We start from the raw sequence: 16,165 nt of genomic DNA on the forward strand, positions 1-16,165 counted from the left end.
AGGGCGGCTATGACGGGTTCCGTGCCTTTGTGCTGGAGTTCAATGACTCGCTGGGCATCCCGCGCAAACTGTCCGATCTGGGCGTGACCGAGGCGTCGATCCCCGAACTGGTCAAAGGCGCAATGATCGACCCGTCCTGTGGCGGCAACCCGATCGAATTGACCGAAGACAACCTCACCACGCTGTTCAAGGCTGCCCTGTAACAGGCTTGCCGAACGTATCCCTCACCTCTCATACTGATCTGAGGTGAGGGAGATTTTCATGACCAACGAGATTGTTTTGATCCACGGGGCCTTTGCCGGACCGTGGTGTATGGAAGATTATGCAGGCTTCTTCCGCGATCGCGGGTGGACGGTGCACACCCCGGCGCTGCGCTATCACGGCGGCGATCCCAAGGCCGAGCCCGATCCCGGCCTGACCGACACCAGCGTGATGGACTACGCCAATGACATCGCCGAGTTCGTGCAGGGGCTGGACACCAAACCCGTTCTGCTCGGTCACGCCATCGCGGGGGTGGTGGCGCAGCAGGTGGCCTCACGTGGGCTGGCCAGCGCCATCGTGCTGATCAACCCGAACGCGGCCTGGGGCACTTTGCCCGAAACCGACGACGAACGCGCCATTCCGCGTGCGTTGATGGAGGGTGGTGCGTTCTGGAAACAGCCCATGCGGGTGGAATTCGATCTGATGGCCCCCTTTGCGCTGAACAAGATGCCCGAGGCGCAGCAGCACGCCGTGTTCGACCGCCTCGGCGCCGAAAGCGGGCGGGTGATGTTCGAGATGTTCTTCTGGATGTTCGACGACCACCACGCGATGAAGGTGGATATTGACAAGGTCGACTGCCCGGTGCTGGTCGTCTCGGGCACCGAGGACCGGGCCGTGAACCCCAACACCTGCCGCGCGCTGGCCGATCTGTACGGAGACCGCGCGACCTTCATGCCCGTTGAAGATCACGCGCATTTCCTGTTCATGGAGCCCGGCTGGCAGAAACCCGCCGGACAGATCGCGGACTGGCTGGAGGGGAAGGTCGGCTAGGGCGCCCTCCCTAAGCGGTCAGTTGTTGGTCGAAAATGTGCTCTGCGGCTTCCATTTCAGGGTGCCGTCGCTTTCGCGGTGACAGCGCAGCAGGCGTTCCTGAATCGTGCGGACCGTCTCGGTGACAGTGTTGTCGCCGGTCAGCAGGACAAAGGCGTCCTGCGAATATGCCATGCCTTCGTAATAGCAGAACTTGGTCTCGGCCCCGTCGGGGATTGGGGATGCAAAGCTCAGCGTTTGCTGGGCGCTTGCCTGGCTGGCCAGCAGGGCCAGAGCTGCTCCTAGGGTCAGTGTTTTCATGTCGTCCTCCCGTTCGAATATCTGTTGGTCTTATTTGGTCTTGGACGCCCGGAACCTCAAATGTCGTTCTTGAATGACGGTTTGAGGGTAAGTGTGAACGAGATCAACGGGTTAGGCAAGGGGGTAGTGGGTGCCGGGCTGAAGCCCGGCCTACGGCTTGTGGAGGCACCGTGCATAGCGTCAGCATTGCTTGACACAAAAATTAATGCGCACGTCCGGCCCGTCTTCCTGCGTTGGCGCGAGGGCTCTGAAAAATACAATCTACTTCAGGCCGTAGTATTTCATTGCTGCTTCTGTAAGTACTTTGGTTGCGACAGATAATCCCGCTTGCCAAGTACCATCTGCGGCCCGTCCAATTTTATCTGCGATCCAAGATTTTGCCTTCTTTCCAAATGGCTCACTTGCGCTCTCTGGGTCTTCTGAGGCGATTATTGTCGCAATCTCCTCCGCGTCCGCTGCATCTATACCGTTATCAATGAGTGTCGTAAGAAGCTGTTCTTTGTTACCTTTGTCGATGGAGAGGTAAAGTGCGTTGCCATCGCCTTGACTAGTAATTGATGTGGCATTCCCGTGTATTACATACTGCGTAAGCTGAGTAATCCTATCCAAGTCTTGAGCACCGATCGCAGCGTTTACCTGTCCGAGGTTGATGTCAGCAGCTATCGGAACGTCTTTTTCCAACTGTATCGTTAGCTCGAGTATTCGGGAACGAACTACACTTTGGATTTCTACCATCGAAGCTTTTGAAATTTCACCGGTAACCGCTGCGATATTGTAATTGGGATATATTTTCCCTTGCAGAACCAATGCTAGGTTTGAGGCATTTATTATCAACGTTCCGCCGGCGTCATCCCCATGTAGCAGCGAACCTATCGATGTGACGCTTTGTCTAACCTGATATTCGGTCCAGTCGCTACCAGCATGTTCTTTAACGATAGCAGTCGGTACTGGCGCGTTTCGTACTCCCGACTGTAAAGGGCCAAATGCATCTAACTTATAATTCACACCGACAATTCTGTAGTCAGGTAGTTCTGCGTCGTTGGGATAGCCCTCGGACTCATGTCTGACCCAGTCCTCTAGGATATCCCCGCCTAGTCGAGAAGAAAGGTAACGCAGCTTCAATAAAATTGGACCAATGTCTTGATCTTGCTCCATCAGAGAAGCTTGAATTTCGCGTAGCAGGCTCATCGCAAAAAATAATCCGAAATAATGGGTTGCCGAACTGGCTTAGAAAGGTTGTCAAGGGGTTGGTGATGTTGAGTTACTCAAACATCCAACTCCTCCACAAACCGCGCGTTCTCCTGATTGTACTGGAATCGCAGTTCGGGTTTTTTGCCCATCACACGCTCGATCCATTATGGGTTTTCACGGTGCCGTCTTCCCTCATTGCCGCTGATTATTGATTTGATACAACGCATTATGAAGAGAGGCAAAGGCCTTTCCGCGGTCTGCAGGTGAGGCGTTGAACAGGATGACGACGGTCTCTCCATCAGAAAACCGCAATATGGCGGTGAAGATGCCTCTTAGGCCGCCCCAATGGGTCAGGTGTTGCCCATCTTCTCCCGTCCAAACATGCCATCCTGACGCGTAGAAATCATTGTTTTCACGCTGTGGCGCAATTGACTCAAAATAAGGCCGAGGGAGCGATGCAAAGGACCAGATCGCCTCGGCAGTGCCAATGGCACCCCCTGCGATACCCAACCCAGAAATCCACGCCTTTTCCGCCTCGGTATGCTGCACGCGGTTCCAGCCGTGGCCGTCAAATTCCCAGTTGGACCCGGAAGACCCATCCAGTCGGACATCGGCGACCTGCTGCAGGTCGTCTTCGAGTTCTTTACCCAGCTCGCCGGAAAACAGCCCACTCAACAGGCAGAATCCGGCATTCGAATATTCCGTAGTGGTGCCGGGGGCGTGGTCAAGCGACATAGTCTCCCACATTGTCAAGGCGACTTCGGCGCAACTGGCTGACCAATCGAGACCTAGCCGTTCTGGTGCAAAGATCGGATCAAAGCTGATTGTTTTATCGAGTCCGCCTGTATGCGCCAAAAGTTGCCGGGCTGTAACCTGCGTTGCGCGAGGGTCGTTAGGAGGGGGGAGCTCAGTCAGCTCGGCTATTGGGCGGTCCAGGTCAATCTGACCGCGTTCTTCCGCCTCAATCAAAGCCTGGGCCGCAATGGGTTTGGTAAGCGAGGCCAGCCAGAATTTCTGGTCCGGCGACATTGGCGTTTCCTCAATCGGGTCCGAAACACCGAATGTTACGATATTGGGGGCTTCATCCGGATACCCGTAGGCCAGTACGGCCCCGGGAATTTTGTGAACCTGGCGGAAGTAATCGACGACTTTCTCAACATTGGCAGGCTCGCGCCTTTGGTTGGCGAACACGAAAGTCACGCAGGTAACGGCAAGAATAACTGCCGTCCAGCGTAGCCTCGCCTTGCGTGATTTAACCATTCGGCTCTCGTGGTGATTGGAGATTTACAGTGTTGCCATCTTGATTGATCTTTTCCAGATTTTGAGCATTGCGTTAAGCTGTCTCAAACATCCAACTCCTCCACAAACCGCGCGTTCTCCTGAATGTACTGGAACCGCAGTTCGGGTTTTTTGCCCATCAGGCGCTCGACCAGATCGCCGGTCTCGCCGGGTTCGTCCTCGTCGATGGTGACCCGGATCAATTTCCGGGATTTGGGGTCCATCGTGGTCTCTTTCAGGTCCTTGGCGTCCATTTCGCCCAGACCCTTGAAGCGGGAGACGTCGATCTTGCCCTTGCCGCCCAGACCTTTCTCAAGCCATTCGTCACGCTCGGCCTCGTCCAGGCAATAGACGCGTTTGGCGCCTTGGGTCAGGCGATAGAGGGGCGGGCAGGCCAGATACAGGTGGCCCGCGTCGATCATCGGGCGCATCTGGGTAAAGAAGAACGTCATCAGCAGCGAGGCGATATGCGCCCCGTCCACATCCGCATCGGTCATGATGATGACCTTGTCATAGCGCAGGTCGTCGACGTTGAACTTGGTGCCAAGCCCCACACCCAGCGCCTGCGTCAGGTCGTTGATCTCGGCATTGGTGCCCAGTTTCGAACTGGCCGCACCCAGCACGTTCAGGATCTTGCCGCGCAGGGGCAGCAGCGCCTGCGTTTTGCGGTCACGGCCCATTTTTGCGGACCCGCCCGCAGAATCGCCCTCGACAATGAATAATTCCGTGCCGTCGCGTGTTGAACTAGAACAGTCCACCAACTTGCCGGGAAGACGAAGTTTCTTAGTGGCGGACTTGCGTTGTGTTTCCTTCTCGGCCCGTCGGCGCAGGCGTTCCTCGGCCCTCAGAATGAGGAAATCGAGGATCGCCCCGGCGGATTTCGTATCGGCCGCCAGCCAGTTGTCGAAATGGTCACGGACGGAGTTTTCGACCAGCCGTTGCGCCTCGACCGTTGCCAGACGATCTTTGGTCTGGCCGACGAATTCAGGCTCGCTGATAAAGCACGACACCAGCGCACAGCCTCCAGTGATCAGGTCATCGCGGGTAATCTGGCCGGCTTTCTTGTTGTTGATCAGCTCACCATAGGCCTTGATCCCCTTGAGAACCGCCGCCCAGAAACCGGCCACATGGGTGCCGCCTTCAGGGGTGGGGACGGTGTTACAGTAGGACTGGATGAACCCGTCGCGTGAAGGCGTCCAGTTGATCGCCCATTCGACCTTACCGGGGGTGCCGAACTTCGCCCGAAAGTCCACGGTGCCGGCAAAGGGTTGCTCGGCATAGGTGGACGAGCCGTTCATCGTCTCCTTGAGGTAATCAGACAGGCCGCCGGGAAAGTGAAAGCTGGCCTCGGTCGGGGTCTCGCCGTCGTCGATGGCGGATTTCCAGCGGATTTCAACGCCCGAGAACAGGTAGGCCTTGGAGCGGATGGATTTGAACAGGCGGGCGGGTTTGAAGCGGTGATGGCCGAAGATTTCCTCGTCCGCGTGGAAGGTGACAGTCGTGCCGCGCCGGTTGGGGGCCGCGCCGACCTTTTCCACCGGCCCCAGCGGGATACCGCGTGAGAACCGTTGTTCAAACAGTTGCTTGTCGCGCGCAACCTGCACAACCATGGAATCCGACAGGGCATTCACCACGGACGCACCCACGCCATGCAGACCGCCTGAGGTCTGATAGGCCTTGCCCGAGAATTTGCCGCCCGCGTGCAGGGTGCAGAGGATCACCTCCAGCGCCGATTTATCCGGGAACTTTGGGTGGGGATCGATCGGGATGCCGCGCCCGTTGTCGCGCACGGTCAGCGCGTAATCTGCGTGCAGCTCGACCTCGATCCGGTTGGCGTGGCCCGCGACCGCCTCGTCCATCGAGTTGTCGAGGATTTCGGCGACCATATGGTGCAGCGCGCGCTCATCGGTGCCGCCGATATACATACCGGGGCGTTTTCGGACCGGTTCCAGACCTTCTAGCACCTCGATCGAGGAGGCGTCATAGGTCGCGGTCGCGCTGGGTGTCAACAGATCGTCGGGCATCGGTGCTGCTCTTGTTTTTGGGTTGAGGTCCATTATGGCAGGTGATGTGGTCCGGGGGAAGAGGGGCGCGAGGTGTTGTAGGCGATTGACGGCAAGGATCGCTGAATAGTTTCGGCCCCGCGTTCAGAAAACCGGGGCGAAGTCGAATATCCGCGCGGGGTTATTGAGGTTTTTCAGCGGTCAGGCGCACACCTCCGATGCGGTGTTGCTGCACATCGCTGACGAATTTCGCATACATCTTCAGGAAATCATCCCCCTTGGAGGGGTTGCCCGCGCGTTCCGCCTCGGCATCCAGAGTCTGATACATACTGAGCCGCCGCGCCAGAATATCGCCCCAGGGTCCGGTGATATCGTCGGACGAGAGGATCTCGAACCCGGCTTGCCGAAGCTTGGATTCGTATTCGGGAATGCTCAGCAGAGAGTGGCAGGCAAAGCGTAGGCGGTATTGCTCCATCTCATCGTCGGGCAAAGGTGTGTGCATCACCCAGTCGGTAAAGGCAAAGCGGCCGCCGGGGCGCAGAACGCGAAACACCTCGTGCAGGGCTTTCGGTTTGTCTGGAATGTGCAGGAAGGATTCCTGACTGACGGCGGCGTCGAACTGTTCATCCTCGAAGGGCAGGTCCATCGCACTGGCCAGAATTGGGTGAATTTGGTCCTGAAGTCCGACCAACGTATTCAGCTCATGCGCGCCTTCGACACGGTTGGGGCTGATGTCGACACCAGTCACCTGAACGCCGCGCTCGGATACATACCAGCGCGCGGGTCCGCACAGCCCCGCACAGACATCCAGAACGCTGTCCCCGGCGTTCATATGGGCCTTGTCGGCCAGCCGGGCGTTCGCCTCGAGCCCGTCATAGTGATCCTGGTCATAGGGGTAGAGGTCCTGCGGGGCCAACCCCTCCAGCGACCCACGGAGGTTCTTCAACTTGGTCAGAATATGCGGTGCAGAAATCGGGTGACTGGCATACCAGTCCGCGACAGTTTTTTCCGCCATTTCCATTGGATACTCCCCCTTGCCTTCCGTCACCTTAGCCTGACATGGTTGGCCAATCCAGTTTCGTCTTGTCGATGGCAGAGGCGAAGCAGGAGTGGGGACGGCGCGATATTAGGAAGGGAAGCTGCATGAGCTGGATCAAGACTGTTCCATTCGACCAGGCCAGCGGCAAGCTGCGAAAGCTGTATGAACGGGTCACGGGGCCGGGCGACAACGTCGACAACATTATGATGGCGCATTCGCTGCGGCCGCATTCAATGGAAGGTCACATGGCGCTGTACAAGAACGTCTTGCACCATTCGGCCAACAAGGTGCCGAAGTGGTTTCTTGAGGTCATGGGCGTCTGGGTCAGTTCGCTGAATCAGTGCGGGTATTGTGTTGAGCACCATTTTAGCGGGCTGCAACGCTTGCTGAAAGATCCGGATCGGGGCAACGCCATCCGCGCAGCGATTGAGGCGGAAACGCTGAGCACCGCTCCGTTGGACGAGGCACAGGTCGCAGCGATGACCTATGCGCGCAAGCTGACCGAGTCTCCGGCGCAAATGGTCAAGGCGGATGTTCAGGCCCTGCGGGATGCTGGCTGGGATGACGGTGAAATCCTCGAGATCAATCAGGTTTGCGCTTACTTCGCTTATGCGAACCGGACGGTTCTTGGGTTGGGATGCTCGACCGAGGGCGACATTCTGGGCCTGTCACCGAACAACTCGGACGACCCCGAGGATTGGGGGCATACCTAAGCGGTCAGTCCGCGACCCATTCCAGAATGGCCTGTGCGACGGCCTTGGGTTTTTGGTGGTGTAGCCAGTGGTCGGTGCCGGGGAATTCGATGCGGGTCAAGTCAGATGCGAACTCGTCCAACCCCGTCGTGGCCTCAGGCAGCAGGGCCTTGTCATCTGGTCCCCACAACAGCAGGTGCGGACAACGGACCATCAGGCGCTCCAGCGGCAATTCAGGCAGGTCAGTGCGCGGCCCTCCGGGCTTGGCGACGACCAGAGGGGAGGCGCGGTACCAGTTCAACATCGCCTCAAGCCGGCCGGGGCGGGCCCATTCGGTGCGATAGTCCTGCATACGGTCTTCGGACAACCAGTCGACACCCATGCCAAAGCGAAAGAACTGTTCGAGCCTTGCGAAATTATCGGCCGAGAAGTGTGACGCAGCATCCGGCGCGCGCAGGGCAATGATGTATTGCGACGCCTCGGATTGCGCGCCCCCGGCGGCCATAGCGCGTTGAAATGGCACCGGGTGGACGCCATTTGCGATGATCAGGCGGCTGACCAGTTCAGGGCGGAACATGGCCAGACCATAAGCAACAGACGCGCCCCAGTCGTGCCCCAGCACGCAGATCGGGCCTCCAACCTGTTCGATCAGTGCCGCCATGTCCGAGACCAGCTGAGAGACTGTGTAATTCCCGACGCCCTTCGGGCACCAGCTTTGCCCATAGCCGCGCTGGTCCGGCGCGATGCAATGAAAATGGTTGGCCAGATGCGGGGCCAGATCGCTCCAGGCGCCACCAAACTCAGGGAAGCCGTGCAACATCAGCAGGGGTGGCAGGTCGGGCTTGCCCCAGCGCCGCAAAAAGAAGGACTGGCCGTTCAGGTCGATGATTTCTGTGTGCATTTCGACCTTCCTTCTTACCCTCAAATTGATGGGTTTTTCAGGCATCAAATTGACACCAATCAAAGCGAAAAACTGCGTCTTCTGCTAGCCGTGTCCACGGATAGTGAGAAAAGGAAAAACTGAATGGAAGCTGCGGTAAAAATAGAAGAAAAACAATCCCCCGTCAAAATTGTTCCGACCCCGAAACCCGAGCCTTCTCAGCCCAGCCCCGAAAGAATTCGGCAGGCCTTCGAGAGCGGAAAATACCCCTATGGCCGCAAGATGGCGCGCAGCGCTTACGAGGCGCAAAAGGCCCAGCTGCAGGCGGAATTGCTGAAGGTTCAGCTGTGGGCGCAAGAGACCGGTCAGCGGTTCGTTCTGTTGTTCGAAGGCCGTGATGCCGCAGGCAAGGGTGGCACGATCAAACGGTTCATGGAACACCTGAACCCCCGTCAGGCGCGCGTCGTGGCGTTGAACAAACCGACCTGGGAAGAGAAGGGCCAGTGGTATTACCAGCGCTATGTACAAGAGCTTCCGACGGTTGGGGAAATGGTGTTCTACGACCGGTCGTGGTACAACCGCGCAGGTGTTGAACGGGTCATGGGTTTTTGTTCGCCCAATGAATACCTTGAGTTCATGCGCCAGACGCCCGAACTGGAACGGATGCTGGTCCGCTCGGGCATTCAGCTTTACAAATACTGGTTCTCGGTGACGCAGACCGAACAGCAGCGCCGGTTCAAAAGCCGCGAGACCGACCCGCTGAAACAGTGGAAGTTGTCGCCGATCGACAAAGCCAGCCTCGACAAATGGGACGACTATACCGAGGCGAAAGAAGCGATGTTCTTCTACACCGACACAGCCGACGCGCCCTGGACCATCGTCAAGTCGAACGACAAGAAACGCGCTCGCCTGAACTGTATGCGCCATTTCCTGTCGACGCTGGACTATCCCGACAAGGATCACGATATCGTGGGGCAACCTGATCCTCTGATCGTGGGGCAGGCCCATCACGTGATCCACCGGTCCGAGCATATTCTGGGCAATACCTTGCACCCGGAAACGCAATGACTGGTTAAGCCAGCTGGCCGCATCCGGATAGTCTCAACCTGAAATTCCCTTTATCACCTCTTGTCCCGGCCTCTGGCCGGGCATAAGGCTGATGGGATGAACAAGGTGATGACATATCGCGGCCATTTTCGGGCCATTGCCGTGCTGGGCCTGCCGCTGATCGGCGGGCATCTGGCCCAATTTGCAATTGGGCTGACGGATACCGTCATGCTGGGGTGGTACGGCGTCGAAGCACTGGCCGCTGTGACGTTGGCCAGCAGTTATTTCTTTGTTTTGTTCCTCTTTGGGGCCGGCTTCGGACTGGCCGTCATGCCCATGGTGGCAACCGCTGCGGCCGAAGAGGACGAAACGAGTATTCGTAGATCAACTCGCATGGGGCTGTGGTTGTCGCTTATCTACGCAGCGCTGACGATGCCGATGCTGTGGTGGTCTCACCCCATTCTCATCGCGCTGAAACAGGACCCCCAGGTTGCTGAAACCGCGTCTCAATACCTCCGCGTCGCGGGGTGGGGCCTGTTTCCTGCGCTTTTGGTTATGGTTCTGAAGTCATATCTGGCCGCGTTGGAGCGGACACAGATTGTGCTTTGGATCACCGTCGCGGCTGCAATGGTCAACGCTGTCACCAACTATGCGCTGATTTTCGGCAACTGGGGCGCACCTGAACTGGGTGTGATGGGGGCGGCCATCGCCTCGGTCGTCACTCAGATCGTGTCTTTGGTCTTTGTGGTTATCTATGCCGTTCGCGTACTGCCCGAGCACAGCCTGTTCCAGCGGTTTTGGCGCCCAGACTGGGAGATGTTTTTGAGTGTCTTGCGCCTTGGCGTACCGATTGGCCTGACAACGCTGTCCGAGGTCAGCCTGTTCGCGATGTCTGCGATTATGATGGGCTGGCTGGGGCAAGTTCCATTGGCTGCGCACGGGATTGCGCTGAACCTGGCATCCGCAACATTCATGGTTCACCTGGGGCTGTCGAACGCGGCCACGATCCGGGCTGGGAACGCTCTGGGCCGCAAGGATCGGCCGCACCTTGAAAGGGGGGCGATTGCGGTGACAGGGATGTCGCTGGTGATCTCGGTCATGACGGTCATCCTTTTCCTGACCTGCGCTGAACCGTTGATATCGTTGTTCATGGAACCAGACGATCCGCAGCGTTCGGAGATTCTGGCAATCGGCACCGGCCTCTTGGCGATGGCAGCTTTGTTCCAGTTGGTGGACGGCGCTCAGGTGATCGCGCTGGGGTTGTTGCGTGGTTTGCAGGACGCGAAAATCCCGATGGTCATGGCTGCGCTCAGCTATTGGGGCGTGGGGATCACGTCCTCGTATTACTTTGGCTTCGTGCAAGGCATGGACGGGATCGGTATCTGGCTGGGCCTCGTGCTGGGCCTTGCCTGTGCCGCCGTTCTGTTGATGGCGCGGTTCTGGATGCGTTCGGTTCGCGCCGTCGGAGTACCGGCCGAATAACCGCCCGATCAGCCCTTGGTCACTCGATCCGCCTTTTTGCGCACCAGAACGGTGCGCAGATCGTGCATCGCCAGCAGTAACCGGTCGGTGACATCCTCTAGCTGCTCATCCGTCGCCTTGGATTGCGCCCATTGCGTTGTCAGGTTCATGTAATCGACCGCGCGGTGAATGTCGTCGATATCACGCTGCGCCAGTAGGGCTTTGCGGTCTTCCATCCAACGTGCAATCTCGGTCTGGTCGGCCTCGGTCAGGGTGCGTTGGCCTTGCGGTTTCACTTCGCCGTTACGGATGTTGATGACCGCGATTTGATCCATCTCGATCCGCTGCTGACGGTTTTCGGTGTCGATCCTGAAAACCGCCGCGCCGTTCTCGCGGATACGGAAATAGTACTCGGGAAGTTCTGCGGACATCAGAGGTCTCCGGCTCAGGTCAGGGACGCGCAGAAGCGCTGGATGCGGGTGCAGGCCTCGGACAGGGCCTCGTCCGAGGTCGCGTAGCTGACCCGAAAGTTCGGCGACAGGCCAAAGGCTGCGCCGAAGACGACCGCTACGTCCGCCTCTTCCAGCAGGGCGGTGGCAAATGCCTCATCCGAGTCGATCACTGTGCCCGCCGGGGTGGTCTTGCCGATCAGCCCTGCAATCGAGGGGTAGACATAGAACGCGCCTTCGGGAGTGGGGCAGGTGATGTCGTCGATCTCGTTCAGCATGTTCACTACCAGATCGCGGCGACGTTTGAAGGTTTCGTTGTTCGGGGCTAGAAACGCCTGAGTGCCGTTCAGCGCCTCAACCGCGGCCCATTGGCTGACCGAGCAGGGGTTCGAGGTCGACTGCGATTGGATCTTGCGCATCGCGGCGATGATCTCGACCGGGCCTGCGGCATATCCTATCCGCCAGCCGGTCATGGCATAGGCCTTGGAGACACCATTGCAGGTCAGCGTGCGGTCATAGAGGCCAGGTTCGACTTCGGCGGGAGTACAGAACTCGAACCCGTCATAGGCCAGGTGCTCATACATGTCGTCGGACATGATCCAGACATGCGGGTGACGCATCAGCACATCCGTCAGCGCCTTCAACTCGTCGCGGCTATAGCCCGCTCCGGTCGGGTTCGACGGAGAGTTGAAGATGAACCATTTGGTCTTTGGCGTGATCGCGCACTCAAGCTGATCTGCGGTCAGCTTGAAATTGTTCTCCAGCGTTGTCTCGACAACAACTGGCGTGCCACCTGCCAGCAGCACCATGTCCGGGTAGCTGACCCAGTAGGGCGCGGGGATGATGACCTCATCACCGTCGTTCATCGTCGCCATCAGTGCGTTGTACAGCGTCTGCTTGCCACCGGTCCCCACCGAGATCTGCGCGGGCGTGTAGTCCAGCCCGTGATCGCGTTTCATCTTGGCGCAAGCGGCCTGTTTCAGCTCGGGGATGCCGTCGGGCGCGGTGTATTTTGTCTTGCCAGCCGCGATGGCCGCAACGGCGGCATCCTTGATGTTTTGCGGTGTGTCGAAATCAGGCTCACCCGCGCTCAGACCGATCACGTCGCGACCGGCGGCTTTCAGCTCAGCCGCTTTTGCTGTCATCGCAATGGTCGGAGAGGGTTTTACGCGTGACAGTGTCGCAGACAGGAAACTCATGGTCGACCTCGGTTTGTATGTTCAACCTGACTGTCATAGGGTGCGCCCGAATGACGATCAAGCCGTATGAAAATTTGAATTAGGAGACCCCGATGAGCGACGAAACTGACTGGTATGGAGCAGACGCAGCAACATTCGGGGACAGGCTGGCAGGCGCGCGTGAGGCGGCAGGGATGACACAGTCCCAGCTGGCCCGGCGTCTGGGGGTCAAAAAGGCGACAATTGCGGCTTGGGAAAATGATCTGTCCGAGCCGCGCGCCAACCGGCTGTCGATGATGGCGGGTATGATCAACGTCTCGATCATGTGGCTGCTGACAGGCGAAGGCGAAGGTATGGATGCCCCTGCCGAAGAAGGCGAGAGCGATCTGGAGCTGGCGGACGCGGTTGCGGAGCTGCGTGCCATCCGCGGCGAGATGCGCGCAAGCGCCGAACGGGCCGCGCGCCTTGAAAAGCGGTTGCGGTTGATGTTGGAGCAGGCCCAGTGACGGAAACAAGAGAGGTTCGCATCAAGCGTATGCAGATGCGGTCAATGCGGCGCGGGATCAAAGAGATGGACTTGATCCTGTCTGCCTATGCCGCGCGCAACCTTGAACAGATGGATGCGGCCGGTCTGGATCTGTACGACGCCATGCTGCGGGAAAACGATCAGGACCTCTATCAATGGGTCACTGGTCAGGTTCAACCGCCCGGTGTTTTTGCCGACCTCATCGCGGATATCGCGCAGACCTTTCAAAAATAAAGAAAATCCGGCTTAACCGATTTTTCGGGATTTCGATTCATGCTGCCTGAAACAGCGCGACTGAATCGGAGGATCGGATGAGTATGGAAATGCAGGTCTCCGCGCCGGAAACCAAGGGGTTTATGACCAGCTATCTCGAGGCGCTCGCTTTGGTCGAGCGGCTGCACCGTCTGCTGCTGGACGTTATCAAGGATGAGTTCGAGCGTGTCGGGGTGTTGGAGATCAACGCTGTTCAGGCCCTGCTGCTGTTCAATATCGGCGACCATGAGGTCACTGCCGGAGAGCTGAAAAGCCGCGGCTACTATCAGGGCAGCAATGTCAGCTACAACCTCAAGAAGCTGGTTGAAATGGGCTATATGCACCACCAGCGATGTGAGATCGACAGACGCTCGGTCCGGGTGCGATTGACGCCGCGTGGGCGTGAGGTTCGCGATATCGTATCCACGCTGTTCCTGCGCCATGCTGAAGGGTTACAGACCCGTGGCGTGTTGGGGCTGGAGGGGATTGACGACATCACCACCTCACTGCGCCGGGTCGAGCGGTACTGGACCGACCAAATCCGGTATATCTACTGATCAGGGGCGCGGGGAGTTGGGCACGGCTATGATCGGCTCGCTTGCGGCGGTATCCTGCAGCGCGCCGATTTGCAACCCCGTCAACTCCCGCTCCAGTTTGCGCCGCATCGCACGCTCGAAATCTTCGAACCCCTGCGCGATTTCGAGAAAGGCGCCGGGCCCGTGCAGGACGTTGTTCTGGAAAAAGGGGATCAGGTACAGCTCGCCCTCGAAATCAGCGGCATTGATGACCAGCCCGTTGACCACCGTATTCTGAAAAGGAAAGTGCCGATAGGCCGAAGCAGGTTGGTAACCGTCGTTGTTTGTGCCGTCCCCGGACAGGTCAATGGTCTGAAACAAACAAGGCGGGGCCTGCTGCATTAGGGTTGCACCGAAGGCCAACGCATACCCCATCGCTGTGGCCGAATTGCTGTCGGACCGGACCGACTGCTGCACGGTCGCCGCCGCTGCCAGAAGGTCGGCCTGCGTGTTGATCATCGTCCAGTTCAGAATGACGCGCTGCGTGGATCGACCGCTCCATTCGTATACGGCCAGCGCCACCGGCATGGGCGACGAAAAGAACGCCTCGGTCACCTCGGGCGCGACCAGCGCGGCAGCCAGCCCCTGTCTCTGCAGGGCATCCTCGGTTGCGTCCACCGAGCTTGAGATATCCATGGCCAAAGCCAGGGCCAGACGGCAGGTTTCGGCCCGAAGCGGGCTGGCCAATGCGGCCAGCGCCAATGCCGTCAGCCAGCGGATCACCAGTGGCCTGTGCTTTCCATGCTGGCCCAAGGCTCGGCCGGTTCCAGCGCGTCGCCGTTTTGCAGCAATTCGACCGAGATATTGTCGGGGGACCGAACAAATGCCATGCGGCCATCGCGCGGCGGGCGGTTGATCACGATGCCATTGTCCTGCAGGTGCTGGCAGGTTTCGTAGATGTTATCGACGCCGTATGCCAGATGACCGAAATGGCGGCTGTCGCTGGGCAGTGCATCGTCGCCGTCCCAGTTATAGGTCAACTCGATCGGCCGATCCTCTTGTCCCGGAGGTGCCATGAAGATCAGCGAAAACCTTCCGGATTCGCTGTCATAACGGCGGGTTTCCTTCAGACCCAGCAGCTCATAAAACGCCATCGACTTCTCCAGATCCTTCACGCGGATCATGGTGTGAAGATATCTCAGCCCCATGTGTGGCTTCCTTTCTGTTCAGGTGATGCGCAGCAGCTTAGCGCGCGGGTGAAGCAAGTCGAGGGGCAGCAGGGACACAATTTGGAAATTGCGGAAATGGGCGCATATATCGCGGTTCCGGTCGGAGAGCTGCCGAGATATAGTGGTGGGCGACTCATTGCTGGAAAGGAACTTTCATGCCGCTGTCCTCTGACCAACTGGCCGAGATCGAAGCGCAACGGGCGCAATCGCATCAAACTCGCCGCGTTGTGGCTGCGGGTATGGAAGAGCATCTGTATACCGCGCATCAGGTGCTGGACCACGGCTTTGTCCGTGTGATCGACTATATGGGCGATGACGCGGCAATCTGCCAGGCAGCGCGGGTGTCCTACGGCAAAGGCACCAAGTCGGTGCAGAACGATGAAGGTCTGATCCGCTATCTTATGCGCCACTGGCATTCGACCCCGTTCGAAATGTGCGAGATCAAGCTGCACGTCAAACTGCCCGTATTCGTGGCCCGGCAATGGATTCGCCACCGTACGGCAAATGTGAACGAATACTCCGCACGCTATTCGATCCTGGACCGTGAGTTCTATATCCCCGCGCCCGACCACGTCGCCGCGCAGTCCGAGGTGAACAATCAAGGCCGGGGCGATGCCCTGCAAGGCGAAGAGGCCGCGCGCGTTCTTGAAATGCTCAAGGCCGACAGCGCGCGCTGCTATGACAATTACGAGGCGATGATCAGCCAGGATGGTCAGCAGGGGCTGGCCCGCGAACTGGCGCGGATGAACTTGCCCGCGAACATCTATACGCAGTGGTACTGGAAGGTTGATCTGCACAACCTGTTCCATTTCTTGCGCCTGCGCGCCGATCCGCATGCTCAATACGAAATCCGGGTCTATGCCGACACCATGTGCAAGATCGTCGCTGACTGGGTGCCTTTCGCCTACAAAGCATTCGAGGATTACCGCTTGGGCGCGGTGAACCTGTCGGCGCAGATGGTCGACAGCCTGCGTCGGATGCTGGCGGGTGAGACGGTCACGCAAGAGAACTCGGGCATGACCGCGCGGGAATGGCGCGAGTTCGAGGCCGTCATCCGCGAAGGCTGATCGCGCATAGCGTTTGTCTATACAGT

General features: G+C 58.5%; 18 protein-coding genes and 1 pseudogene. 9 read left to right on the forward strand and 10 right to left on the reverse strand.

Features of this window, described 5'->3' with window-relative positions; genetic code table 11:
- Both ACR0KW_RS09285 and ACR0KW_RS09290 read left to right on the forward strand, forming a co-directional pair.
- Positions 1-203: pseudogene (locus tag ACR0KW_RS09285) on the forward strand (iron-containing alcohol dehydrogenase); the annotation flags it as partial.
- Between the two features lie 58 nt (positions 204-261).
- Positions 262-1,032 carry an alpha/beta hydrolase gene (locus ACR0KW_RS09290; RefSeq protein WP_480804730.1) on the forward strand — a complete coding sequence of 257 codons (771 nt, stop codon included), beginning with the start codon at positions 262-264 and terminating at the stop codon, positions 1,030-1,032.
- Positions 1,033-1,050: 18 nt separating this feature from the next.
- Here the strand turns inward: ACR0KW_RS09290 and ACR0KW_RS09295 are convergent, their stop codons facing one another.
- The 5 genes from ACR0KW_RS09295 to ACR0KW_RS09315 form a co-directional block, all read right to left on the reverse strand.
- A complete protein-coding gene (locus ACR0KW_RS09295) occupies positions 1,051-1,332 on the reverse strand; it encodes a hypothetical protein (protein ID WP_480804731.1) in 282 nt (93 codons plus the stop codon).
- Positions 1,333-1,593: 261 nt separating this feature from the next.
- Positions 1,594-2,520 carry an AbiTii domain-containing protein gene (locus tag ACR0KW_RS09300; RefSeq protein WP_480804732.1) on the reverse strand — a complete coding sequence of 309 codons (927 nt, stop codon included), beginning with the start codon at positions 2,518-2,520 and terminating at the stop codon, positions 1,594-1,596.
- 195 nt (positions 2,521-2,715) lie between these two features.
- Positions 2,716-3,783, reverse strand: a complete 1,068-nt coding sequence (locus tag ACR0KW_RS09305; RefSeq protein ID WP_480804733.1) for a serine hydrolase domain-containing protein — start codon at positions 3,781-3,783, stop codon at positions 2,716-2,718.
- Positions 3,784-3,866: 83 nt separating this feature from the next.
- Positions 3,867-5,825 (reverse strand): DNA topoisomerase IV subunit B, encoded by a 1,959-nt coding sequence (parE, locus tag ACR0KW_RS09310; RefSeq protein ID WP_480804734.1) that lies wholly within the window; start codon positions 5,823-5,825, stop codon positions 3,867-3,869.
- A gap of 160 nt (positions 5,826-5,985) precedes the next feature.
- Complete coding sequence (locus tag ACR0KW_RS09315; RefSeq protein ID WP_480804735.1) at positions 5,986-6,825, reverse strand: class I SAM-dependent methyltransferase; 840 nt, start codon at positions 6,823-6,825, stop codon at positions 5,986-5,988.
- Between the two features lie 122 nt (positions 6,826-6,947).
- Here ACR0KW_RS09315 and ACR0KW_RS09320 point away from each other — a divergent pair, with 122 nt between their 5' ends.
- The gene (locus ACR0KW_RS09320) at positions 6,948-7,556 is read left to right on the forward strand and encodes a carboxymuconolactone decarboxylase family protein (protein WP_480804736.1); all 609 of its coding nucleotides are present in this window, start codon (positions 6,948-6,950) and stop codon (positions 7,554-7,556) included.
- Positions 7,557-7,560: 4 nt separating this feature from the next.
- Here the strand turns inward: ACR0KW_RS09320 and ACR0KW_RS09325 are convergent, their stop codons facing one another.
- Positions 7,561-8,436: an alpha/beta fold hydrolase gene (locus tag ACR0KW_RS09325; protein ID WP_480804737.1), complete on the reverse strand. Its 876-nt coding sequence runs from the start codon at positions 8,434-8,436 to the stop codon at positions 7,561-7,563.
- 123 nt (positions 8,437-8,559) lie between these two features.
- Between ACR0KW_RS09325 and ppk2 the strand changes: the two genes are divergently transcribed.
- Both ppk2 and ACR0KW_RS09335 read left to right on the forward strand, forming a co-directional pair.
- Positions 8,560-9,483: a polyphosphate kinase 2 gene (gene ppk2 / locus ACR0KW_RS09330; protein ID WP_480804738.1), complete on the forward strand. Its 924-nt coding sequence runs from the start codon at positions 8,560-8,562 to the stop codon at positions 9,481-9,483.
- Between the two features lie 96 nt (positions 9,484-9,579).
- The gene (locus ACR0KW_RS09335) at positions 9,580-10,944 is read left to right on the forward strand and encodes an MATE family efflux transporter (RefSeq protein WP_480804739.1); all 1,365 of its coding nucleotides are present in this window, start codon (positions 9,580-9,582) and stop codon (positions 10,942-10,944) included.
- 8 nt (positions 10,945-10,952) lie between these two features.
- Here ACR0KW_RS09335 and ACR0KW_RS09340 read toward each other — a convergent pair whose 3' ends face one another.
- A complete protein-coding gene (locus ACR0KW_RS09340) occupies positions 10,953-11,354 on the reverse strand; it encodes a hypothetical protein (RefSeq protein WP_480804740.1) in 402 nt (133 codons plus the stop codon).
- A gap of 14 nt (positions 11,355-11,368) precedes the next feature.
- Positions 11,369-12,571, reverse strand: a complete 1,203-nt coding sequence (locus ACR0KW_RS09345; protein ID WP_480804741.1) for a pyridoxal phosphate-dependent aminotransferase — start codon at positions 12,569-12,571, stop codon at positions 11,369-11,371.
- Between the two features lie 92 nt (positions 12,572-12,663).
- Here ACR0KW_RS09345 and ACR0KW_RS09350 point away from each other — a divergent pair, with 92 nt between their 5' ends.
- The 3 genes from ACR0KW_RS09350 to ACR0KW_RS09360 all read left to right on the forward strand — a co-directional run bounded on the left by ACR0KW_RS09350 (position 12,664) and on the right by ACR0KW_RS09360 (position 13,885).
- Positions 12,664-13,056, forward strand: a complete 393-nt coding sequence (locus tag ACR0KW_RS09350; RefSeq protein WP_480804742.1) for a helix-turn-helix domain-containing protein — start codon at positions 12,664-12,666, stop codon at positions 13,054-13,056.
- On the forward strand, positions 13,053-13,310 hold the full coding sequence (locus ACR0KW_RS09355; protein WP_480804743.1) for a succinate dehydrogenase assembly factor 2: 258 nt from the start codon (positions 13,053-13,055) through the stop codon (positions 13,308-13,310). The genes ACR0KW_RS09350 and ACR0KW_RS09355 overlap by 4 nt, the downstream gene beginning before the upstream one ends.
- Before the next feature lie 77 nt (positions 13,311-13,387).
- A complete protein-coding gene (locus ACR0KW_RS09360; protein WP_480804744.1) occupies positions 13,388-13,885 on the forward strand; it encodes a MarR family winged helix-turn-helix transcriptional regulator in 498 nt (165 codons plus the stop codon).
- Here ACR0KW_RS09360 and ACR0KW_RS09365 read toward each other — a convergent pair whose 3' ends face one another.
- Positions 13,886-14,626: a DUF1194 domain-containing protein gene (locus tag ACR0KW_RS09365; RefSeq protein WP_480804745.1), complete on the reverse strand. Its 741-nt coding sequence runs from the start codon at positions 14,624-14,626 to the stop codon at positions 13,886-13,888.
- Positions 14,623-15,051, reverse strand: a complete 429-nt coding sequence (locus tag ACR0KW_RS09370) for a VOC family protein (RefSeq protein WP_480804746.1) — start codon at positions 15,049-15,051, stop codon at positions 14,623-14,625. The genes ACR0KW_RS09365 and ACR0KW_RS09370 overlap by 4 nt, the downstream gene beginning before the upstream one ends.
- 176 nt (positions 15,052-15,227) lie before the next feature.
- Here ACR0KW_RS09370 and thyX point away from each other — a divergent pair, with 176 nt between their 5' ends.
- Positions 15,228-16,139, forward strand: coding sequence for an FAD-dependent thymidylate synthase (thyX, locus tag ACR0KW_RS09375; protein ID WP_480557312.1), 912 nt, complete (start codon positions 15,228-15,230; stop codon positions 16,137-16,139).
- Positions 16,140-16,165 lie beyond the last annotated feature (26 nt).

The organism is Ruegeria sp. CG11 (assembly GCF_056537245.1).

Excerpts from the sequence above, each read along its gene's own strand:
- ACR0KW_RS09290 (WP_480804730.1), top strand. The coding sequence starts at position 262 with ATGACCAACGAGATTGTTTTGATCCACGGGGCCTTTGCCGGACCGTGG.
- ACR0KW_RS09295 (WP_480804731.1), bottom strand. The coding sequence starts at position 1,332 with ATGAAAACACTGACCCTAGGAGCAGCTCTGGCCCTGCTGGCCAGCCAG.
- ACR0KW_RS09300 (WP_480804732.1), bottom strand. The coding sequence starts at position 2,520 with ATGAGCCTGCTACGCGAAATTCAAGCTTCTCTGATGGAGCAAGATCAA.
- ACR0KW_RS09305 (WP_480804733.1), bottom strand. The coding sequence starts at position 3,783 with ATGGTTAAATCACGCAAGGCGAGGCTACGCTGGACGGCAGTTATTCTT.
- parE (WP_480804734.1), bottom strand. The coding sequence starts at position 5,825 with ATGCCCGACGATCTGTTGACACCCAGCGCGACCGCGACCTATGACGCC.
- ACR0KW_RS09315 (WP_480804735.1), bottom strand. The coding sequence starts at position 6,825 with ATGGAAATGGCGGAAAAAACTGTCGCGGACTGGTATGCCAGTCACCCG.
- ACR0KW_RS09320 (WP_480804736.1), top strand. The coding sequence starts at position 6,948 with ATGAGCTGGATCAAGACTGTTCCATTCGACCAGGCCAGCGGCAAGCTG.
- ACR0KW_RS09325 (WP_480804737.1), bottom strand. The coding sequence starts at position 8,436 with ATGCACACAGAAATCATCGACCTGAACGGCCAGTCCTTCTTTTTGCGG.
- ppk2 (WP_480804738.1), top strand. The coding sequence starts at position 8,560 with ATGGAAGCTGCGGTAAAAATAGAAGAAAAACAATCCCCCGTCAAAATT.
- ACR0KW_RS09335 (WP_480804739.1), top strand. The coding sequence starts at position 9,580 with ATGAACAAGGTGATGACATATCGCGGCCATTTTCGGGCCATTGCCGTG.
- ACR0KW_RS09340 (WP_480804740.1), bottom strand. The coding sequence starts at position 11,354 with ATGTCCGCAGAACTTCCCGAGTACTATTTCCGTATCCGCGAGAACGGC.
- ACR0KW_RS09345 (WP_480804741.1), bottom strand. The coding sequence starts at position 12,571 with ATGAGTTTCCTGTCTGCGACACTGTCACGCGTAAAACCCTCTCCGACC.
- ACR0KW_RS09350 (WP_480804742.1), top strand. The coding sequence starts at position 12,664 with ATGAGCGACGAAACTGACTGGTATGGAGCAGACGCAGCAACATTCGGG.
- ACR0KW_RS09360 (WP_480804744.1), top strand. The coding sequence starts at position 13,388 with ATGAGTATGGAAATGCAGGTCTCCGCGCCGGAAACCAAGGGGTTTATG.
- ACR0KW_RS09370 (WP_480804746.1), bottom strand. The coding sequence starts at position 15,051 with ATGGGGCTGAGATATCTTCACACCATGATCCGCGTGAAGGATCTGGAG.
- thyX (WP_480557312.1), top strand. The coding sequence starts at position 15,228 with ATGCCGCTGTCCTCTGACCAACTGGCCGAGATCGAAGCGCAACGGGCG.